Origin of the sequence: Achromobacter spanius (assembly GCF_039673305.1) — a bacterium.
In the GTDB taxonomy this organism is placed as follows: domain Bacteria; phylum Pseudomonadota; class Gammaproteobacteria; order Burkholderiales; family Burkholderiaceae_B; genus Achromobacter; species Achromobacter spanius_F.
Genome location: NZ_JBDJLJ010000003.1, coordinates 65253 through 83042, shown reverse-complemented (window position 1 = coordinate 83042; position 17790 = coordinate 65253). Strand labels below are relative to the sequence as shown.

19 protein-coding genes are annotated in these 17790 nt (G+C 65.5%); 13 read left to right on the top strand and 6 right to left on the bottom strand.

Annotation, left to right across the window (positions count from 1 at the left end):
- Nucleotides 1-45 precede the first annotated feature (45 nt).
- The gene (locus ABE485_RS04460; RefSeq protein ID WP_346513761.1) at nt 46-378 is read left to right on the top strand and encodes a hypothetical protein; all 333 of its coding nucleotides are present in this window, start codon (nt 46-48) and stop codon (nt 376-378) included.
- 95 nt (nt 379-473) lie between these two features.
- Here ABE485_RS04460 and ABE485_RS04455 read toward each other — a convergent pair whose 3' ends face one another.
- The 3 genes from ABE485_RS04455 to ABE485_RS04445 form a co-directional block, all read right to left on the bottom strand.
- Complete coding sequence (locus ABE485_RS04455) at nt 474-2000, bottom strand: hypothetical protein (RefSeq protein WP_346513760.1); 1527 nt, start codon at nt 1998-2000, stop codon at nt 474-476.
- Between the two features lie 139 nt (nt 2001-2139).
- The gene (locus ABE485_RS04450) at nt 2140-2931 is read right to left on the bottom strand and encodes an IclR family transcriptional regulator (protein ID WP_346513759.1); all 792 of its coding nucleotides are present in this window, start codon (nt 2929-2931) and stop codon (nt 2140-2142) included.
- The gene (locus ABE485_RS04445) at nt 2928-3560 is read right to left on the bottom strand and encodes a flavin reductase family protein (RefSeq protein ID WP_346513757.1); all 633 of its coding nucleotides are present in this window, start codon (nt 3558-3560) and stop codon (nt 2928-2930) included. The genes ABE485_RS04450 and ABE485_RS04445 overlap by 4 nt, the downstream gene beginning before the upstream one ends.
- 242 nt (nt 3561-3802) lie before the next feature.
- On the opposite strand from ABE485_RS04445, the gene ABE485_RS04440 reads away from it, so the two are divergent.
- The 6 genes from ABE485_RS04440 to ABE485_RS04415 all read left to right on the top strand — a co-directional run bounded on the left by ABE485_RS04440 (nt 3803) and on the right by ABE485_RS04415 (nt 8587).
- Nucleotides 3803-4771 (top strand): Bug family tripartite tricarboxylate transporter substrate binding protein, encoded by a 969-nt coding sequence (locus ABE485_RS04440; protein ID WP_346513755.1) that lies wholly within the window; start codon nt 3803-3805, stop codon nt 4769-4771.
- Nucleotides 4772-4880: 109 nt separating this feature from the next.
- A complete protein-coding gene (locus ABE485_RS04435) occupies nt 4881-5261 on the top strand; it encodes a RidA family protein (protein ID WP_346513754.1) in 381 nt (126 codons plus the stop codon).
- A 12-nt stretch (nt 5262-5273) separates the two neighbouring features.
- The gene (locus ABE485_RS04430; RefSeq protein ID WP_346513753.1) at nt 5274-6146 is read left to right on the top strand and encodes an amidohydrolase family protein; all 873 of its coding nucleotides are present in this window, start codon (nt 5274-5276) and stop codon (nt 6144-6146) included.
- The gene (locus ABE485_RS04425) at nt 6143-7030 is read left to right on the top strand and encodes a fumarylacetoacetate hydrolase family protein (RefSeq protein ID WP_346513751.1); all 888 of its coding nucleotides are present in this window, start codon (nt 6143-6145) and stop codon (nt 7028-7030) included. Before ABE485_RS04430 ends, ABE485_RS04425 begins: the two co-directional genes overlap by 4 nt.
- Nucleotides 7020-7802 (top strand): 2-oxo-hept-4-ene-1,7-dioate hydratase, encoded by a 783-nt coding sequence (gene hpaH, locus ABE485_RS04420; protein WP_346513750.1) that lies wholly within the window; start codon nt 7020-7022, stop codon nt 7800-7802. Before ABE485_RS04425 ends, hpaH begins: the two co-directional genes overlap by 11 nt.
- Before the next feature lie 8 nt (nt 7803-7810).
- On the top strand, nt 7811-8587 hold the full coding sequence (locus tag ABE485_RS04415; RefSeq protein ID WP_346513748.1) for an aldolase/citrate lyase family protein: 777 nt from the start codon (nt 7811-7813) through the stop codon (nt 8585-8587).
- 404 nt (nt 8588-8991) lie between these two features.
- On the opposite strand, the gene ABE485_RS04410 is transcribed toward ABE485_RS04415, so the two are convergent.
- Entirely contained in the window at nt 8992-9600 is a 609-nt protein-coding gene (locus ABE485_RS04410) for a hypothetical protein (protein WP_346513747.1), read from the bottom strand.
- A gap of 458 nt (nt 9601-10058) precedes the next feature.
- Here ABE485_RS04410 and ABE485_RS04405 point away from each other — a divergent pair, with 458 nt between their 5' ends.
- Nucleotides 10059-11777 carry a DUF4157 domain-containing protein gene (locus tag ABE485_RS04405; protein WP_346513746.1) on the top strand — a complete coding sequence of 573 codons (1719 nt, stop codon included), beginning with the start codon at nt 10059-10061 and terminating at the stop codon, nt 11775-11777.
- Nucleotides 11778-11836: 59 nt separating this feature from the next.
- A complete protein-coding gene (locus ABE485_RS04400; RefSeq protein WP_346513985.1) occupies nt 11837-12259 on the top strand; it encodes a hypothetical protein in 423 nt (140 codons plus the stop codon).
- 11 nt (nt 12260-12270) lie between these two features.
- Here ABE485_RS04400 and ABE485_RS04395 read toward each other — a convergent pair whose 3' ends face one another.
- Nucleotides 12271-13299, bottom strand: coding sequence for an NADP-dependent oxidoreductase (locus ABE485_RS04395; protein WP_346513745.1), 1029 nt, complete (start codon nt 13297-13299; stop codon nt 12271-12273).
- A gap of 113 nt (nt 13300-13412) precedes the next feature.
- Here ABE485_RS04395 and ABE485_RS04390 point away from each other — a divergent pair, with 113 nt between their 5' ends.
- The 3 genes from ABE485_RS04390 (at nt 13413) to ABE485_RS04380 (ending at nt 15986) form a co-directional block, all read left to right on the top strand.
- Nucleotides 13413-14312, top strand: a complete 900-nt coding sequence (locus tag ABE485_RS04390) for a LysR family transcriptional regulator (protein ID WP_346513744.1) — start codon at nt 13413-13415, stop codon at nt 14310-14312.
- 202 nt (nt 14313-14514) lie between these two features.
- Entirely contained in the window at nt 14515-15258 is a 744-nt protein-coding gene (locus tag ABE485_RS04385) for a DUF899 domain-containing protein (RefSeq protein ID WP_346513984.1), read from the top strand.
- Between the two features lie 149 nt (nt 15259-15407).
- Entirely contained in the window at nt 15408-15986 is a 579-nt protein-coding gene (locus ABE485_RS04380) for a hypothetical protein (protein ID WP_346513742.1), read from the top strand.
- A 3-nt stretch (nt 15987-15989) separates the two neighbouring features.
- Here the strand turns inward: ABE485_RS04380 and ABE485_RS04375 are convergent, their stop codons facing one another.
- A complete protein-coding gene (locus ABE485_RS04375) occupies nt 15990-17039 on the bottom strand; it encodes a hypothetical protein (RefSeq protein ID WP_346513741.1) in 1050 nt (349 codons plus the stop codon).
- Between the two features lie 145 nt (nt 17040-17184).
- Here ABE485_RS04375 and ABE485_RS04370 point away from each other — a divergent pair, with 145 nt between their 5' ends.
- A complete protein-coding gene (locus ABE485_RS04370) occupies nt 17185-17778 on the top strand; it encodes a BPSL1445 family SYLF domain-containing lipoprotein (RefSeq protein ID WP_346513739.1) in 594 nt (197 codons plus the stop codon).
- Nucleotides 17779-17790: the final 12 nt, after the last annotated feature.

The window sequence follows — 17790 nt, the reverse complement described above, 5'->3', positions numbered from 1 at the left end:
TGGCAGCAAGTAATACCTCTTTCCTCGCGAGACGGAGTGTGCGCAATGTTGATGATCCTTCTCTTCCCCCTTGCATTCATCGTCGTCCTGGCGATCTGGCTGGCGCATGTCTGGAAGAAGCGCTCGGTGAAATCGGCTCCGTCTGCGATTACCACGACCCTCGTGGCCTTGATTGTCTGCTATGCCGTGGGACTGGCACTGATCTCCATCGACCCATGGTATGACGACAACGGCGCGCCTGAATTCATCTCCTGGCAATATCGGTGGGTGTGGGCCGGATGGCTGGCGAGCTGGCTCGCAATTCTGATCCTGCCCATAGTCCTCGGACTGCGCGCGTTAATCCGTTCGCTCGGTCAGCATTCAGAAAAAGCCAGGTAAGCGGAGGCGCTTCCGAAATAGACGCTTGGTCTGAAATTGAAAGTGCATTTGGGAAAGACGGCCTCCCCGCGAGTGCCAAGTAACCCTCCCCTAGATCAAGGACTATTCGGCACGGCTGGACTCTTGTCAGCGCTAACGTTCGCCAAGCGCCGCAATTCGGAACGGGCCAAGGGCAAACACACATTGCTGCCGGAATGTCCATGAGGGACCGGTACATCGCGCTTTTCCGGTCGTTCGCCGGCACGCCATCTGCACAGCAGTATGGTATCCCCAAACGAGTAACCGACCCAGGCTTGCACGATCATTGGAGCATCCAGCTTCGCCGCCACTGCAGGCGCATTCATGAGATTCTGCTCCGCGGGCATCTTCGATTTCGCTCCCTCATCCGTTTTCGATGAGCTGTCCGTCTCTGGCCTCACGGTTGAAAGTTTTTTGCTCCAGTCTGATACGGACAGCGGCATTGCGGCCAGGGGAAAGCCAAGCATCCCCAAACCTTGAATGGCTGTAGGCGAGGAAACCAGAAAATACTCCTCCCGCGAGCTCTGAATCTCCAGCAAATGAAAGACCTTATCGCGGATCGGTGCATATATCATCGAAAACAAGGAAAGAAGAACCAGCCCTCCTGCTGCCACACTTGCACGTTTGGCCGCCACGACGGAACTCACATTCTGGCTCCGGGTGTGCAAGTAGGTAAACGCGGGCAAGATCGCCAAGCCACCACACAGCAGAATGATGAAGAAGGCGGGAATGTACCCAATGCTGGACTCCAACTGCTCTCCCCACAGCCTGATGAGGACCAGCACCGGCCAACTCGTCGTTACTACGACGGCGAGCGCCATGAACACCACAAGGAAAGGACGTAGCCAAGCAAACGCCGCAGGCACTTTCCGAGCGGTTTTCTGCCTATCGCCGCCGGCATCTTCTTGCCCCAACGGCGTTTCTCCAGTTGGGCGCTCCAGGTCCGCATCCTCGGAGCCTGGCATCAGCCAGAACTCGAAGAATTTGGCGCGCCACAGCCTTTCGACATCATCTTCCCGCCGCTTGTTTTTCTGATTATCCGCACTTTGCTTTTCGCATGCGTCGCATGCCGCCGAATATCCCGGCAAGGCGTAACCCACCAGGCCGGCGAAATAAAGACACACCAGAGCCCAACCCGCCGAAAATTTCTCCGAGAACGCATCAATCAGCCCGACGGCGGCAAAAATGATCGTCCATAGCGCGGCCATTCCGACCAAGATCCACTTCACGCGTGCAGGCGTCAGTCTGCCCTCATAAAAATCAAGTCCAGAAGAAAAGAAAAGCGATGGCGTCAGAAAAATAAGAATCGCCGCACCAACGAATGCGAGCGCGCTGATCGCGAGAAACGCCAGGCCGCTCGGCGATGACGCTGTCGGCAATAGCAAATGCGTCCAGCCAATCTCACGTAGGTACGACCACAGCATTACTCCGGCCCCCAGCATAAAAACGGGGCTTAGCTTCAAGACAAGGTCAACGCACTGGGTGATAACCGTAAGATAAAAGCTGAAAGTCTCTCCCGTGGATTTCTTCGTCACTCCGCTGCCTCCCTCCACGGGTAGATTTGCCATTTGCGTCGAGTCCAGCGGTTCCTCGTTTTTGTTCACGGGCGTACAGCTCCAACTGCGGTATGAGTAACGCATTAATCACGGCATCCCCAGCGATAAACTTAATTCGACATCTCGGATGGATCACAACTCATGCACGCGAGCGCCTGATGACTCTCCCGGCAAAACCCTCATGAGTTCACGCCCGATCCGATATCTGCGCATGCCTACCCGCAATCCCCCCCGCCGCCTGCCTCATCCTCTCCACCACCTCCCCAAACCGCTCCACCCCCAATCTCTCAGCCATCGCCGTCACCGTAATCGCCCCCAACGCCTCCCCGCTTGCCGACATAATCGGCACCGCCACCGCGCTGGTCCCCGGCATCAACCCGGCCGGCGCATGCGCCAACCCATCCCTTCGCGCCATCTCAACCCGCGCAATCACATCCTCCACCCGCTCCCCCAGCACTTCGAGCCGCGCCGCATTGCTTTGCACCAGGCGCACACTCTCCTCGGCATTCAAACTGGCCAACAACGCCACCCCGGACACCCCGACCCCGAGCGGCCTGCGAACACCGACTTCAATCGACAGCACCTGTATGGGATGCCGCCCGGTACGCCGGCCTATACAGATCGAATCCTGTCCATGCCGGATACTGAGAAACACCGTATCCCCCACCTGATCCGCCAGTTCCGCCATGTACGGATCCGCCAGCGTCAATAACGGAAACCGCCGCGTGCGCGCCAGGCCCAGCAGCGTGATTTCTTGCCCGATCAGATATCGACGCGTTTCCGGATCCTGTTCTACCGCCTCTTCCTGCACCAGGGTCTTGAGAAGGCGATGCACCGTCGGCCGATTCAGGCCGGACATGCGTTCCAGGTCCACCAGGCGCACGCCGCGCTCCTGCCCGCAGGCAATCAGCCGCAGCAGCGCCAACGCGCGCCGCACGGTTTGCGCGCCGGACGCGCTTTTATCTTCGGGATCGCTCATGCCGCCTCCGGCTTCATGACAGATTTCGCCGTCTGCGCAATGCCGCGCTTGGTGATGATCTGGCCCAGCGATGCGTAGTTGGGGCCGCCGATGCGGCAGATGGGGCGCAGTTTGCCGGTGTCGATCTTGCCGTCCTGCATCAGGCCGTCGCGGATATGGAACATCACCACCTCGCCCACAAAGAACTCCGCGCCGGTATTTCCAAACGGCGTGACGCTGTGCAGCCGGCATTCCAGGCTGATCGGCGCAGCGGCCAGACGGGGCGTGGCGATGACCGCGCCGGGAAGGACGTCCAGGCCCAGCAGTTCGGCCTCGCTGATTTCGGGCGGATGCTCCTGGGCGCTTTCATGCAGCGGGTCCAACAGCGTCTCGTCGGCGATGTTCACGACGAAATGGCCGTGTTCCATGATGTTCCGGCCGGTGTCTTTGCGCTCGCCGGCCTTGCGGCCGATGTTGACGCCGATCATGGGCGGCTGGTTGGAAACGAAGGTGTAGCAGCTAAAGGGGGCCAGGTTGACGACGCCGCTGGCGTTGACGCTGCTGATCCAGGCGATGGGGCGCGGCACGATGATGCCGCTCATCAGGCGGTAGGTCTGTTCGGGGTTCAGGTCGCTTGCGGGGAAGTGCATGGTTGTCTCGCTCCGTAGTCCGGATATTGAACATCAGTTTGTAGGCATATTCACGCGCATGTCTTGCGTCAAGCCTGATTTTCCGATGCGGAGAGTTCAAACCAGAAGCCGCGTACAAGCCGTCGTTCCAGAAGAGTCCAATATTCGGAACTTTTTGCGAAATTGGCGTTGTTCGCCAAGGCGCAAATTCCTAGAGTGTCATCAAACAAACAAAACGCGATGACACGCACAGGAGACTGACCATGAACCGCACCGCGCTCCGCGCCTGCGCCACTGTGGCGCTGACCGTCCTTACCTCGATGGCGCATGCCGCCTGGCCCGAGAAGCCCGTGAAGATCGTAGTGCCCTACCCGCCCGGCGGGAATGTGGATGTGGCGGCGCGGCTGATCGCGCCGGGATTGCAGGCGGCGCTGGGGCAGCCGTTCATCGTGGAGAACAAGCCGGGCGCGGGCGGGATGATCGCCGGCGAGCAGGTGGCGCGTTCGGATCCGGATGGCTACACGCTGTTCATGGCCGCGAATGGCCCCCTGCTGTTTTCGCCGCTGATCTTCAAGCGCGAGGCCTACAAGTGGGACCGCGACTTTGCACCGATCAGTTCGGTGTCGTACACGCCGCTGGTGCTGCAGGTGCGCCCCGGGCTGCCGGCCAAGACCCTTGATGAGTTGCTGACGCTGGCCAAAAAGGAGCCGGGCAAGCTCAACATGGCGTCGCCCGGCGCCGGCACGACGAATCACCTGGTGAGCGAGCTGCTGCAGTCGCTGACCGGCGCGCGCTGGACGACTGCTCAGTACAAGGGCAACGCCCCGGCCACGACGGATCTGCTGGGCGGCCAGGTGGATTTCAATTTCGACCAGATTTCGGTGGCGCTGCCGTACGTGAAGGAAGGCCGCCTGCGAGCGCTGGCGGTGACGACGGCCAAGCGCGTGCCGTCGATGCCGGACGTGCCGACGTTTGCGGAAGCCGGCGTGCAGGGCATGGAGGCGGCAACGTTTACCGGCTTGCTGGCGCCCAAGGGCACGCCCCCGGAGGTGCTGAACAAACTGAGCGCGGCGCTCGCCAAGATCCTGGCGCAGCCGACGATCATCCAGCGCTTTGACGACCTGGGCGCCGAAGCCCGCGGCAGTTCGCCCGAGGAATTCACGCGCTATCTGGCCGCGGAGGACGCGCGCTGGACGCCGATCATCAAGCGCGCCGGCATCACGGCCAACTAAACGACCGACTGAGCGGCCGACTGAGCAACCAACGAAGCGGCCAACCAACTCCCGGGGCGCTGCAACGCGGCGCCCCTCCCCTACAGATTGACCTGACACGGAACCCGCCATGAGCAGACGCAGCATCTATGCCGAAGGCTTCAGCCACAAGAATCCCATTCCCGCCGCCTGCCGGATCGGCCCCATGCTGTATTCCGGCAGCATCCAGGGCACGGACCCGGCGACGGGCGCCTACGGCGACACGCTGGAGCGCCAGTGCGAGCTGATGTTCGACCACGTGCGCCGCATCGTGGAAGCGGGCGGCGGATCACTGGACCACATTGCGAAGATGACGGTGTGGATGCGCGACCGCAGCCAGCGCGCGGCGCTGAACGCGGTGTGGCTGCGGGCGTTTCCGGATGCGCAGAACCGTCCGGCGCGCCACACAATGCAGGCGGATCTGGATGGCGACAAGCTCATCGAGTGCGATTTCGTGGCGATGATCGGATAAAGGAGCCTGACGATGGCGCAATACCAACCCTTCAATGCGAATCCCAGCGCGCCGGCCTATCGCTTGCCGCCCGGCTCGTGCGACAGCCAGTTCCATGTGTTCGGTCCGGCGGACCGCTATCCGGTGCGCCCGGGCGCGGCCTACGAGATGCCCAGCGCGACCATCGAGACGGCGCTGGGCCTGCACCGGCTGCTGGGCATCGAGCGCGGCGTGATCGTGCAGGCCACGACGTACGGCGCGGATCACCAGGTGGTGCTGGACGGCCTGGCCGCCGCCGGCCCCGGGTATCGCGGCTGTGCCAACGCCGTGGTGCTGGCCGAACGCGACGATGCCTACATCCAGAAGCTGCACGACGCGGGCGTGCGCGGCGCGCGCTTCACGCGCCAGGGGCTGGGCATCAGCATGGCGCCGGACGTGTTCGACCGCGCCATCGCCCGCATCCGCGAACTGGGGTGGTACGCCAAGTTCCAGCCCGAACCCGACGGGATGATGGCGCAGGTGGAACAGTTCGAGAACCTGGACATTCCGGTGCTGCTGGATCACATGGGCCGCGCAGACCCGAGCGCGGGCGCCGTCGATCCGACGCGGCGCAAGCTCGAGTCGCTGCTGACGCGCGGCAACTTCTGGGTGATGTTGTCGCTGACGGAGAAGATCTCGCGCACGGGCGAGCCCTGGGACGACGTGATCCCGCTGGCCCAGGCGCTGATCGCCGCGAACCCGGACCGCGTGGTGTGGGGCAGCGATTGGCCGCATCCGGTCTCGGTGAAGGCCACGCCCAACGAGGGCCGCCTGCTGGACCAGTTGGCGCGCTATGCCGGCGACGACGCCACGCTCAGGAAGATCCTGGTCGACAACCCCGCCCGCCTTTTTGGATTCGACGAATGAAACTGCTCAGCTTCACCCATGACGGCCGCGCGCGCTTTGGCGCCCTGCGCGGCCAGGACCAGATCGTTGCGCTGGACGGCCAGGGACACGCAAACCTTCGGGCCGCGCTGGAAGCGGGCGACCTGCCCGCGCTGGCGCGCCTGGCCGAGACGCTGCCCGTCACGCACAAGCTGGACCAGGTGCGTCTGCTGCCGCCCATCCCCGAGCCGGAGAAAATCATCTGCGTGGGCGTGAACTACGGCAAGCGCAATGAGGAATACCAGGACGGCAGCGCGCCGCCCGCCTATCCCAGCGTGTTCCCGCGCTTTCCCGGGTCGTTCGTGGGGCATGGCGAACCCCTGCTACGCCCGCCGGAGTCCGAGCAGTTCGACTACGAGGGCGAGATCGCCATCGTGATCGGCAAGGCCGGCCGCCGCATCGCCGCGCAAGACGCCTGGAGCCACGTCGCGGGCCTGACCTGCCTGAACGAAGGGACAGTGCGGGACTGGCTCCGCCACGGCAAGTTCAATGTGACGCAAGGCAAGAATTTCGATGCCAGCGGTTCGATGGGACCGTGGCTGGTGACCGCGGACGAGTTCGACCCCGCAGCGCCCTTGACCGTCAGCACGCGCGTGAACGGCGAACTGCGCCAGCAGGACACGACCGACAACCTGATGTTCCCCTTCGCCGAACTGATCCGCTACATCTCCATCTGGACCACGCTCAAGCCGGGCGACGTGATCTCGACCGGCACGCCCATCGGCGCCGGCGTGCGCTTCACGCCGCCGCGCTTCCTGAAACCGGGCGACGTGGTCGACGTGGAAGTGGCCGGGATCGGTGTCCTGTCAAACCCCGTGGCCGACGAACCGGCCCTGTCCGCACAAGGAGCCCGCCATGCTCAATGAAGACGATCGCGCCCGCGCCGCCGGCCTGCTGCTGGAAGCAGAACGCAGCGGCGTGCCCACCACGCAGCTCGACCAGGCCTTCCCCGGCATCGAGATCGCCGACGCCTATGCGATCCAGAAGCGCATCATCGACCAGAAGCTGGCCGCGGGGGCCAAGCTGCGCGGCCACAAGATCGGCCTGACGTCCAAGGCCATGCAGAGCACCGTCGGCATCGACGAGCCGGACTACGGGCATCTGCTGGACACGATGTTCTACCAGGATGGCGAGACCATCCCGGCGGACAAGCTGATCGTGCCGCGCGTCGAGGTGGAGCTGGCCTTCGTGCTGGGCAAGCCGCTGCGTGGTCCCGACGTAAGCCTGTTCGACGTGCTGGACGCCACCGACTACGTGGTGCCGGCGCTGGAACTGATCGACGGACGCAGCAAGTATCCGCGCCGCATCGTCGACAACATCGCGGACAACGCCGCCTGCGCGGGCATCGTGCTGGGCGGCCGGCCCGTGCGGCCGCTGGACATCGACCTGCGCTGGGTGGGCGCCCTGCTCTTGAAGAACGGCGTGATCGAGGAATCGGGCGTGTCGGCCGCGGTGCTGGGGCATCCGGCGCTGGGCATCGCCTGGCTGGCCAACAAGCTGGCCGAGCACGATACGGGCCTGGCCGCCGGGCAGGTCGTGCTGGCCGGGTCGTTCACCCGCACGGTGGCAGTCAAGAGCGGCGACACGCTGCATGCCGACTACGGCAAGCTCGGCAGCATCTCGGTCCACTTTTCCTAGGACGGCGCATGGAACTCCCGATCAACACGTTCAAGCGCGCGCTGCGCGAACAGCGCCACCAGACCGGGCTGTGGGTCACGCTCGGCCATCCGAACAGCACCGAGTTGGTGGCGGCCAGCGGCTTTGACTGGCTGCTGCTCGATACCGAGCACACGCCGGCGCTGCTGCCCACGGTGATGGCGCAGCTGCAGGCCGCGGCCGCGTACGGCAGCCATCCCGTCGTGCGCCCGTCGTGGAACGACAAGGTGCAGATCAAGCAGTACCTGGACATCGGCGCGCAGACGCTGCTGCTGCCCTATGTGCAGAATGCCGCCGAAGCCGAAGGCGCCGTGGCCGGCATGCGCTACGCGCCGCGCGGCGTGCGGGGCGTCAGCGGCACCATGCGCGCCACGCGCTATGGCCGGGTGCCCGACTACATGCGGCGCTGCGAGGAAGAGCTGTGCCTGCTGGTGCAGGCCGAGACCGGCGAGGCGCTGGAAAACCTGGACGCCATCATCGCGGTCGACGGCGTGGACGGGGTCTTCATCGGGCCGGCGGACCTGGCGGCCAGCCTGGGGTACCCGGGCGAGCCGCAGCATCCCAAGGTGGTCGCGGAGGTGGAACAGGCCATACGTCGTGTGCGCGCGGCGGGCAAGGCGCCCGGGGTGTTGACGCCGGACGAGACACTGGCGCGGCGGTACATGGCGGCGGGGAGCCTGTATACGGCGGTGGGCGTGGATGCGGCGATCCTGGCGCGGCACTGCGATCAGTTGGCGGCGCGGTTCGCGAGCGCGACTACCGCATAAACACCGCTTGCCGCACGCAGGCGCGGGCGTGCGCCGCGCACGCCTGCCGCCCCCGGGTCAATCCCCCGAACTGCGGCGCAGCCGATCGGACGACTCTTTATTCAAGCGCTGCGCTTCCGATTCCGCGTAGTCTTCCTCGCCCGATTCGTACTTCCCTTCATACATGCAGCTGCTGCGGAGCCATCCGCACTCGCCGGCTATCGTTGAGCATCCCGAACTCAGCGCAGCGAGAAACAAGACGACACTGCATCGGCCTAACGTTTGAATCGACATATCGCTCCTTGATGATCGGACTAGTGTAGGGGATGGTGTCGAGCATGAACGATGCAGCGTCGATCCGCACCACGCGGCGTTTCGAATTGTCTCCGGCTGTAGGCCCGCGGGCCTGGCGGCCACGTCCTGCGTCAAAGATGCCGATGGCTGCACGCCATCACCTGCCCCGCCAGTTCTCCGATCAACCTTGCCAGCCCTTGCGCGCTCTCCCGATCCAGCCCCTCGCATCGCACCATCCGGAATCCCATCGCCAGGCTGTAGTGCCAGTCCAGTTCAAGAATCCGGTAGCTCCGACCGCTCTGTTCGCAATGCCATTGCGCGGCCGGGTTCTCGTACGCCTGGCCGATGTAGTCCACGGGTGATTCAGACGGCATCGGAGACGCCGGCTCATCCGATCCCGGGACGCCGGGCTCGCACAGATTCTCGCCGACCATGACGCGCGGGTGAGGCCCGTCGTAGGCCAGCAGCATCAGCGGGAAGTGTCTGGGGTCAATGTCGTAATCCTGTTTGACCTCGGCGCTCAGGTACGGTCTGGCCGCCGGGCCGAGGCAGTATTGGGTGCTGTGCCATGATGCGTCGTCTTCGTCGAAGCTGTCGTTCCGGAGGGCGCTGTAGGGAATACTGTTGTCGTGTGCCGCCAGCACGTAACCGCCGTCGAGCAGCCGGCTTTCCAGCGCCGGCCAATCGGGCGGCGGCAAATGGAAGTCGCGCGGACAGATGAATTGGTGGTGTTCAGACATGACCTGTCATCCGAGAGTAAAAGGATTGTGGCGCGCAGCCGCTTGAAAGCGACTCATCCTGGCAACGACACGCGAGTATTACAGAAACTCGTTCCGATCGAAGCACGCGCCCCCACTTCACCGCGGCGATTCCCTGAAGTAATGGTGTCGGAGTCAGCCCGCCCGGATAGGCCAAGCGTCCATAAAGGTGGACAATATTCGGCGAGCCGCCCCTCGGGCTGGCTTGCACCCGCATATTGAATCCCGGCATGTGATGGGTGAACGAACGGAGCGAATCCATGCGCACTTTCGTACAACAACCGAAGGCCGCTTCCCAGCAAGCGACAGCCAAGCGCCGCGGACAAGGCAGCGCATCAGATCCTGCGGGATGGCGCACTCCAGATGGCGGGGCCGCAAACGGCAAGGGAGAAATCCCGGCGGCTCCCACGCCAGCGGCCCCCGTTCACGCGTTGAACCGGATGTCCGTGCATCCCCCGACCGACCGCCTGGCGATAGGCAGCGCCGGCGATCAGTCCGAGCAGGAAGCGCACCGGGTGTCCAAACAGGTGATGCGCATGCCGGAGCCGCTGGCGGACGTGCCGCGCGGCGATCCGGCATCGGCAGGGATGACTCCCGCCATTCGGCCGGTTGCCGCGCACGATGCGGCATTGGCCAGTGAACCGCCTTTCCTGCGCGAGGTCCTGGCATCGCACGGCCATCCCCTTGACGCCAACACCCGGTCGTTCATGGAATCGCGATTCCGCACCGATTTCAGCGGCGTCCGCGTGCATGCAGACGAACGGGCCAGCGCATCCGCGGATTCCGTCCAGGCCCGCGCCTTCACCGTCGGCCATCACATCGTCCTGGGCACCAACGAATACGCCCCCGGCACGCCAGCAGGCCGCGCATTGCTTGCGCACGAGCTGGCGCACGTGATCCAGCAATCATCCCTGGCGCCCGGCGGCGCGATGCTGTTGCAGCGCGAGCCGCGCGGGCCGACCTACGGCAATCTGCCCAGGGATGCGCCCGCGTTCGGGTCTTCACGCGATGTGATCCGGCTCAAGAATGTCGACGGCACCTGGAAGGAGGTCGGCGGCCGGTACGGCCGGACGGCGCGGGGCAACTATGACTTTGTCGTGAAGGACGGCGAGATCTTTGCGGTCAAGGCCAAGAACAGGATGGGCGCGATCGGCCACACCGAGGCCGCCCGGGGCGAACGCGTCAACTGGGCCGGACAGGTCGAGTTCGAGGGCGGCAAGGTGAAATCCTGGAACGACGGTTCGGGCCATTACCGGTCCTTGTCCAGCATGCGCCAACCCGCCGTGCAGGCCGGGCTTCCCGATGAGAAGTTTGTTCAGCACCCCGAGACGATCGGGCGGCCCCGCCCTAAAGGGTCGTTGCCCCAGCTCCCCGTCGAACAGCCCGCGACCAAGCCGCGCGTGCCCGGCGAACAGCCAAAGGTTGGCTCCGGCCCTCCGCGCATGGCGGAATTCGAGCAGCGCTATGGGAAGGCGCCCGCGGCCGCGCCCACCACGGCTGCCAGCACGGTCGTGGCCGAGGAAGCCGCGTCTGTCCTGAAAGTCCAGGGCCGCGCCGCCTCTGCGCTGGGCAAGATCGGCAGCGCGGCGGGCTGGGTGGCGGACTTCCTGATGCCCGGTCCGCAGGACGCGATCATGCTGATGGTCCAGTTCGCCATGACCTACGCCGAGGCGCAGGAAGCCGAGCGCGCGAAAGGCATGCGCTCGGGGTTTGGCCAGGGCCTGTGCGCGGGACTGCTGCGACTGAGCCGGGGCTGGATACGCGACAACCTGGCGCCCAAGGTCATCAGCCGCAGCGTCGCCAGCCACGTGGCCGCCACCACCGGATACCGCGAGAAGGGCTTCGTCCAGGGCCTGGTTGCCGGCATCTCGTTCGCGGAGCGGCTCTCCGCGGATCAGCGCAAGGCCCTGATCAAAGAGGCCACGCGCGCCATGCGGGCCAAGGGCGACGACATGACCCTGCGCGCGCGCTGGGAGCGCGGCTATACGGCAAACGACATCATCGACCTGTCCATCGCGCTGGCGCCGCGCATCACGGAAATCCTTGAAGAAGCGCAGAAAAACGAGGAACTGCGCCAGGCGGCGGAGAACTGGCGGAAATTCAAGAAGTACGGTCCCCTCATGCCGCTGGCGCCGCTGTTCGAGGAATCGGAGCAATAGGCGTCGCCCCGGGCGTAAAACCGGGCATGAGCCCGGGCCGTTTGGCTACACTCCTTGCCATGCGCAACCCGCCCGATCCCTTCGCCCCGCCCCGAAAGCAGCGCGCCGTCCGCCAGAATTCGCTCTTGTGGATCCTGGAACCGCTGGAGCGCGACGCCGGCTATTCGCACCGGAAGATGTTCGGCGCCGACGCCGCATACCTCGATGGCCTGCTGTACCTGATCGTCGCCGACCGCGACGATCCCTGGAACGGCGTGATGGTGTGCACCTCGCAGGAGCGGCACGCGGCCTTGCTGGCCGACATGCCGTCCCTGAAGGTTCACCCGGTCCTGGGCAAATGGCTGTATCTGCCGCAATCGGACGACTCGTTCGAGTCGATCGCGGCAACGCTGGCGGCGCTGGCGGTGGCGCGCGACCCGCGCCTGGGCGTTGTGCCCAAGCCGAAGGCCCGGCGCAGCAAGTCGCCGCGCGTCGGCGAGTAAGCCACGGGGGGCTACGTGCCCACCCGCACCACCAGCTTCCCGAAGTTCTTCCCTTCCAGCAGGCCGATGAACGCGTCCGGCGCCTGCTCCAGTCCGTCGACGACGTCTTCGCGCCAGCGCAGCTTGCCTTCCCGGATCCACCCCGCCGCCTCGCGCAGGAACTCGGCTTCCTGCTCCCGCGGGAAGTCGTACACGATGAACCCCTGCAGTTTGATGCGCCGGGCAAGAACCTCGCGCATGGTCGACGGCAGGCGGTCCGGGCCGCTTCGGTCGGCCGGGCCATCGTTGTAGTTCGCGATCAGCCCGCAGACCGGCACGCGGGCAAAGTCGTTCAGCAGCGGCAGCACCGCGTCCCACACATGACCGGCGACGTTCTCGAAGTAGACGTCGATGCCATCGGGGCAGGCCTCGCCCAGCTTCTGCGCGAAGTCGGGCGCCTGGTGATCCACCACGGCGTCAAAGCCCAGTTCGTTCTTCACGAAGGCGCACTTTTCCGGGCCGCCGGCAATGCCGACCACCCGCGCGCCCTGGATACGCGCGATCTGGCCGACGACCGAGCCGACCGCGCCGCTGGCGGCGGCGACGACGACCGTTTCGCCGGGTTTGGGCTGGCCGATGTTGAGCAATCCCACATACGCCGTGAGGCCGGGCATGCCCAGCACCCCCAGCGCGGTGGACGGCGGCGCGATGACGGGGTCGAGCTTGCGCAGTCCACTGCCATCGGACAGCGCGTAGCGTTGCCAGCCGGCTTCGGACAGGACGATGTCGCCCTCGCGCCAATCGGGGTGGCGGGACGCCTTGATGCGGGCAACGGTGGCGCCCACGATGACGTCGCCAAGCGCGATGGGCGGCGCGTACGATTTGGCGTCGCTGACGCGCCAGCGCATGTAGGGATCCAGGGACAGGGTCTGGACCTCCAGCAGGACCTGGCCGTCGCCCGCTTCGGGAATGGGCGCGTGTTCGACCCGGAAATCGCCCGGCTTGGGGCGGCCGACCGGCCGGGAGGCGAGGACGACGCGCGTGTTTTGAGGATGGGACATGGGATGAATCTCCGTGAATAAAGTCAGCCAATCAGCGGCAGGACTTCATCCTAGGCACCCTCAAGAGATAAAGGTAGACTGATATCTCATAAACCAGAATTCATGGATTGATAATGTCAGGCGACTTCGACCCCGCCCTGCTGCGCACCTTTGTGGCGGTCTGCCAGCATGGGAGCCTCAGCCGCGCCGCGGATCACGCCGGGCGGGCGCAGTCGGCGCTCAGCACCCAGATCCGGCGGCTGGAAGAAATGGTGGGCAAGCGGCTGCTGCACCGCACGGGCCGGGGCATGTCGCCCACGACCGAGGGCGAGCTGCTGCTCAGCTACGCCAACCGCATCCTGGCGCTGGGCGAGGCCGCGGCCGCGCGGCTGCGCGAACGCGCCGTGGCGGGCAGCGTGCGTATCGGCCTGTCCGAGGACGTGGCCGTGGCGGCCCTGCCGGCCGCGCTGGGGCGGCTGCGGCGTTCGTGCCCGCAACTGCACCTGGAGGTCGTCATCGACGACGGCGAGCGGCTTGCCGCGCGCTGGCAGGAGGGCACGCTGGACGTGGCGGTGGGCGCCTGCGCCGGGTTCGTGGATGAACCGCTGCACACGTGGTCCGTCGATCTGCACTGGGCGTGCGGCATCGACGACGCGCCCGATCCGGACCGGCCCCTGGACGTGATCGTCTATGCCGAGCCCTGCTCCTGGCGCCGGCTGGCGTTTGACGCGCTGACCGCGGCGGGACGGGACTTCCGGGTCTCGCTGACCAGCCACAACGTGGGCGCCACCATCGCCGCCGTCGAGAACGGATTGGGCGTGGCGCTGCTGACGACCGAATGCCTGCGCCCCGACACGATGCGGATCATTTCCCTAGGTCCTGACCGCGCGCAGCCGTTGCGCGCGCAATTCGGCCTGTACGCGGCCGCGCGGCTGAGCGAAAGCGGCCAGGCCGCGGTGTCGCTGCTGCACGAAAGCCTTCAGGGATGGACCGAACCCAGGCTGCCGCGAGAAGCCGGGCTGGTCACCGCCTGATGTCGTGGGCGGAGTTCTCTCGCGTCGGTAAAGACGCCACATTTGTTACTCCCCGCGCCCCGCTTCCCGCGCCAAACTGTCCGAATGCTCCTCACCCGCAACGCGCCATCGCGGCGCGGGTTCGCAAGGGATCCACGCACACCTGGAGGTTCCGACCATGACCACGCCCCCCGCATCCCCGGACAATGGCGCCCAGCCCGCCATGCATACGCCCCCCGTCGTCTCCCCCGAAGACTGGGAGGCCGCACGCCAGCAACTGCTGCTGAAGGAAAAGGCCCACACCCACGCCCGCGACGCCCTGGCCGCCGAACGCCGCCGCATGCCGTGGACGGCCGTCGACAGGCAGTATGTGTTCGAAGGCCCCGCCGGCAAACTCGCGCTGCCAGATCTGTTCGACGGCCGCCGCCAGCTCATCGTCTACCGCGCCTTCTTCGAACCCGGCGTCTATGGCTGGCCCGAGCACGCATGCCGCGGCTGTTCCATGGTGGCCGATCAGGTCGCGCACCTGGCCCATCTGAACGCCCGCGACACAACGCTGGTCTTCGTGTCGCGCGCACCGCAGGCGGACATCGCCCGCCTGAAGTCGCGCATGGGCTGGACGATGCCGTGGTTCACCCTGACCGACAGCTTCGATGCCGATTTCGGCGTGCACGAGTGGCACGGCACCAACGTGTTCTTCCGCGACGGGGACCGCGTATTCCGCACCTATTTCCTGAACAACCGCGGCGACGAGCAAATGGGCGGCACCTGGAACTACCTGGACATCACGCCGCTCGGCCGTCAGGAAACCTGGGAAGATTCACCGGAAGGCTATCCCCAGACGCCGACCTACAAATGGTGGAACTGGCACGACAGCTACGTGCCCGACGCGCCGCCGGACCAGAAGTGGGTGGAGATTTCCGACGCGGGAGAAAAAGCGTTCAGGAACCATTGCGACCCGACGTAGCAAGGCTCGCGGCGAAAGCCTTGCTGGGGCTTGCCGAGGCTTGCCGGGGCTTGCTTTAACATAGGCGCGATACGCAACTCTTGCAGCGCGCCCCATGAAAATCGAAACAGGCCCACGCAGCGGCCGCAAGCGTCCCAGAGACAGCCGGCATGAGCAGTGAACTGGCCGACTGGAAGCGAGCCTTTCGGCCTTGCCGCATTCCCGCCATCGCAGTGCTTGTCCTGGGCGTCATTTCCTACCAGTTCTTCAGCATGGCGAAGGACATCCGTCTTCCCTACGATCCCGCGGAACTGAACACGATCCAGCTGCGGGTGGACAAGGTGGCCACTTGCGAAGGCAAGGCCAAAATCCGCGGCTGGTGGCAGTCCTTCGGCGTGCCATGCGTGTATTCGGGCAATTATCCCTACATGGTGTTCAAGTTCCACGGAACGACGGGCAATGTCCAATACGTCGAGGGCGAACGCGTCGAGTTCATGGTGCGCGAAAACGAAGAAGCGCTCACGGACGGCAAGGTCGCCCTGGAATACAACATCGCCATTCCCGTGCGGGTCTATGGCGTGCGCAGGGCCGGAGAAACGCTGGTCGATCCGGTGCAGGTCCACGAATGGAATCTGTCGCGCAAGGTGCAGCGCAGCCTGGTCGGATGGATCGCGCTGATCCTGGCTGTCGGCGCGGCGGTCGTCACCTTCCGCCGGGCCAAAAGGATCTTGAACGAAGATACGTGGTGACCTTCAGCCGTGCTGGCGCGCCCCTTCGAATACGCGGGACCAGGCCTGCGTCAGGACAGCGGCATCGTCTTCGGACACGTATTGCGGCGCCGCACGCGCCATCGCGGCGTACAGGAAAGCGTCGCTCGCGCCCTGCCATACGGGCGTCAGCACCTGCTCGGTCTCGCCGTCTTCCTCGATCAGGATGAAGGCGGTTTCGCCATCGACGGCCTCTGCGCGCGTGCGCAGCTGCGAATGGATCAGCAGGAAGCCGCCATGGACCGGCGACCGCTCCTTGTCCCCGCGGCGCGACGCGGCGAGCGTCCCCCACCATTCGTCCTCGGCCCTCTCGCCGGGCTCTGCGCCACCCTGCGACCACCGCGCCCAAGCCCTGCCATAGGCCGCCGCGGCGGCCGCGGGCAGGCTGTCGGCCAGCGCCTGTGCCTGCGCGCGCGACAGGCTGCCGATCTGCTGGACAAGTTCGAGCACGGCATCGCCGCGCGGCCCGAACAACGTCGCCATGGGAATCTCTTCCTGCAGCTCGATGGCCGCGGCGCGCCAGTATCCGGGCTGCGCCACCAGGCCTGACATGTCGCCCAGTTCATCGACCCGCACACGCCAGAGCCGGCCGGGCCAGCGGCTGCCGATGATGATCGATTCCAGCGATTGATCCACCACCAGCCAGGGCGGGACGGCCCGTGCAAGCGCAACGCGATTACCGTTGCGTTCCAGGGCGATCGACGAATCGGAATCGTCATACCAGTAGCCTACCCGCAGGGCCGTCGCGCCGCCGTCGACCGCGGCGCCCGTCACATCGCCGCCGCAATGCCTGCACACGCGCGCCTCGCGCAGGATGCGCCCGCCGCACAGCGGACAATCGATGTGCGTGGCCGGCACGGGTTGCCTGGCGTGGGGCGACCGGTCGGCAATCGTCATCAGGAAAATGCCCGCAACCACCGGACTGATGAGGCAGGCAAGAATGGTCCAGCCGAACCGCTTGCGCCCACGGCGGGCCGCCACGGCGCCGACCGCGATGGCCAGGGCTATCCACAGAAAGATGAAGAAGATGAGCATGGGCGCGATGTTATACCGGCGGCGGACATGCTTTATTTTCGCGGCGCGCACGGGAACGGCGCCCGGACGCGCCGGGCCGGGGTAACCTGCTGCGAAGCATTCGTTCTGATGTGCATCGTAGGTCACTAATCCAAAGGAAGCAGACATGCGTGAAATTTCTTCAAGACTGCGCAGGACCAGTGTGGCGGCCCTGGCGCTGGGCATGGCCGGCGTGATGTTTTCCGGCTGCACCACCACGGACTACAACGCGTCGGCCACCCCCGCCGAAAAGCGGCAGGAACTGGACTCCGCCGCGGACGCAACCTTGACCAAGCTCTACGAGTCATCTCCCCAATCCAAGGAACTGGTGGCGCGGGCCCGTGGCGTGCTGGTGTTTCCGTCGGTGCTGAGCGCCAGTTTCATCGTCGGCGCGCAGCACGGGTCGGGCGTCCTGCGGGTCAGCGGCCAGGACACCGGCTACTACAGCATCACCGGCGGCTCCGTCGGCATCCAGGCGGGCGCCCAATCCAAGGCCATGGTGCTGCTGTTCATGACGGACGACTCGCTGGCCAAGTTCCGCGCCAGCAGCGGCTGGACGATCGGCGCCGACGCCACCGTCGCCGTGGCCAACGTGGGTGTCAACGGCAGCATCGACTCCAACACGGCCCAACAGCCCATCGTGGGCTTCGTCATGAACAACGGCGGCCTGATGGCGGGCGTGTCGGTGGACGGCAGCAAGATTTCGCCGCTGCTGCTGTAATGGCGGATGCCG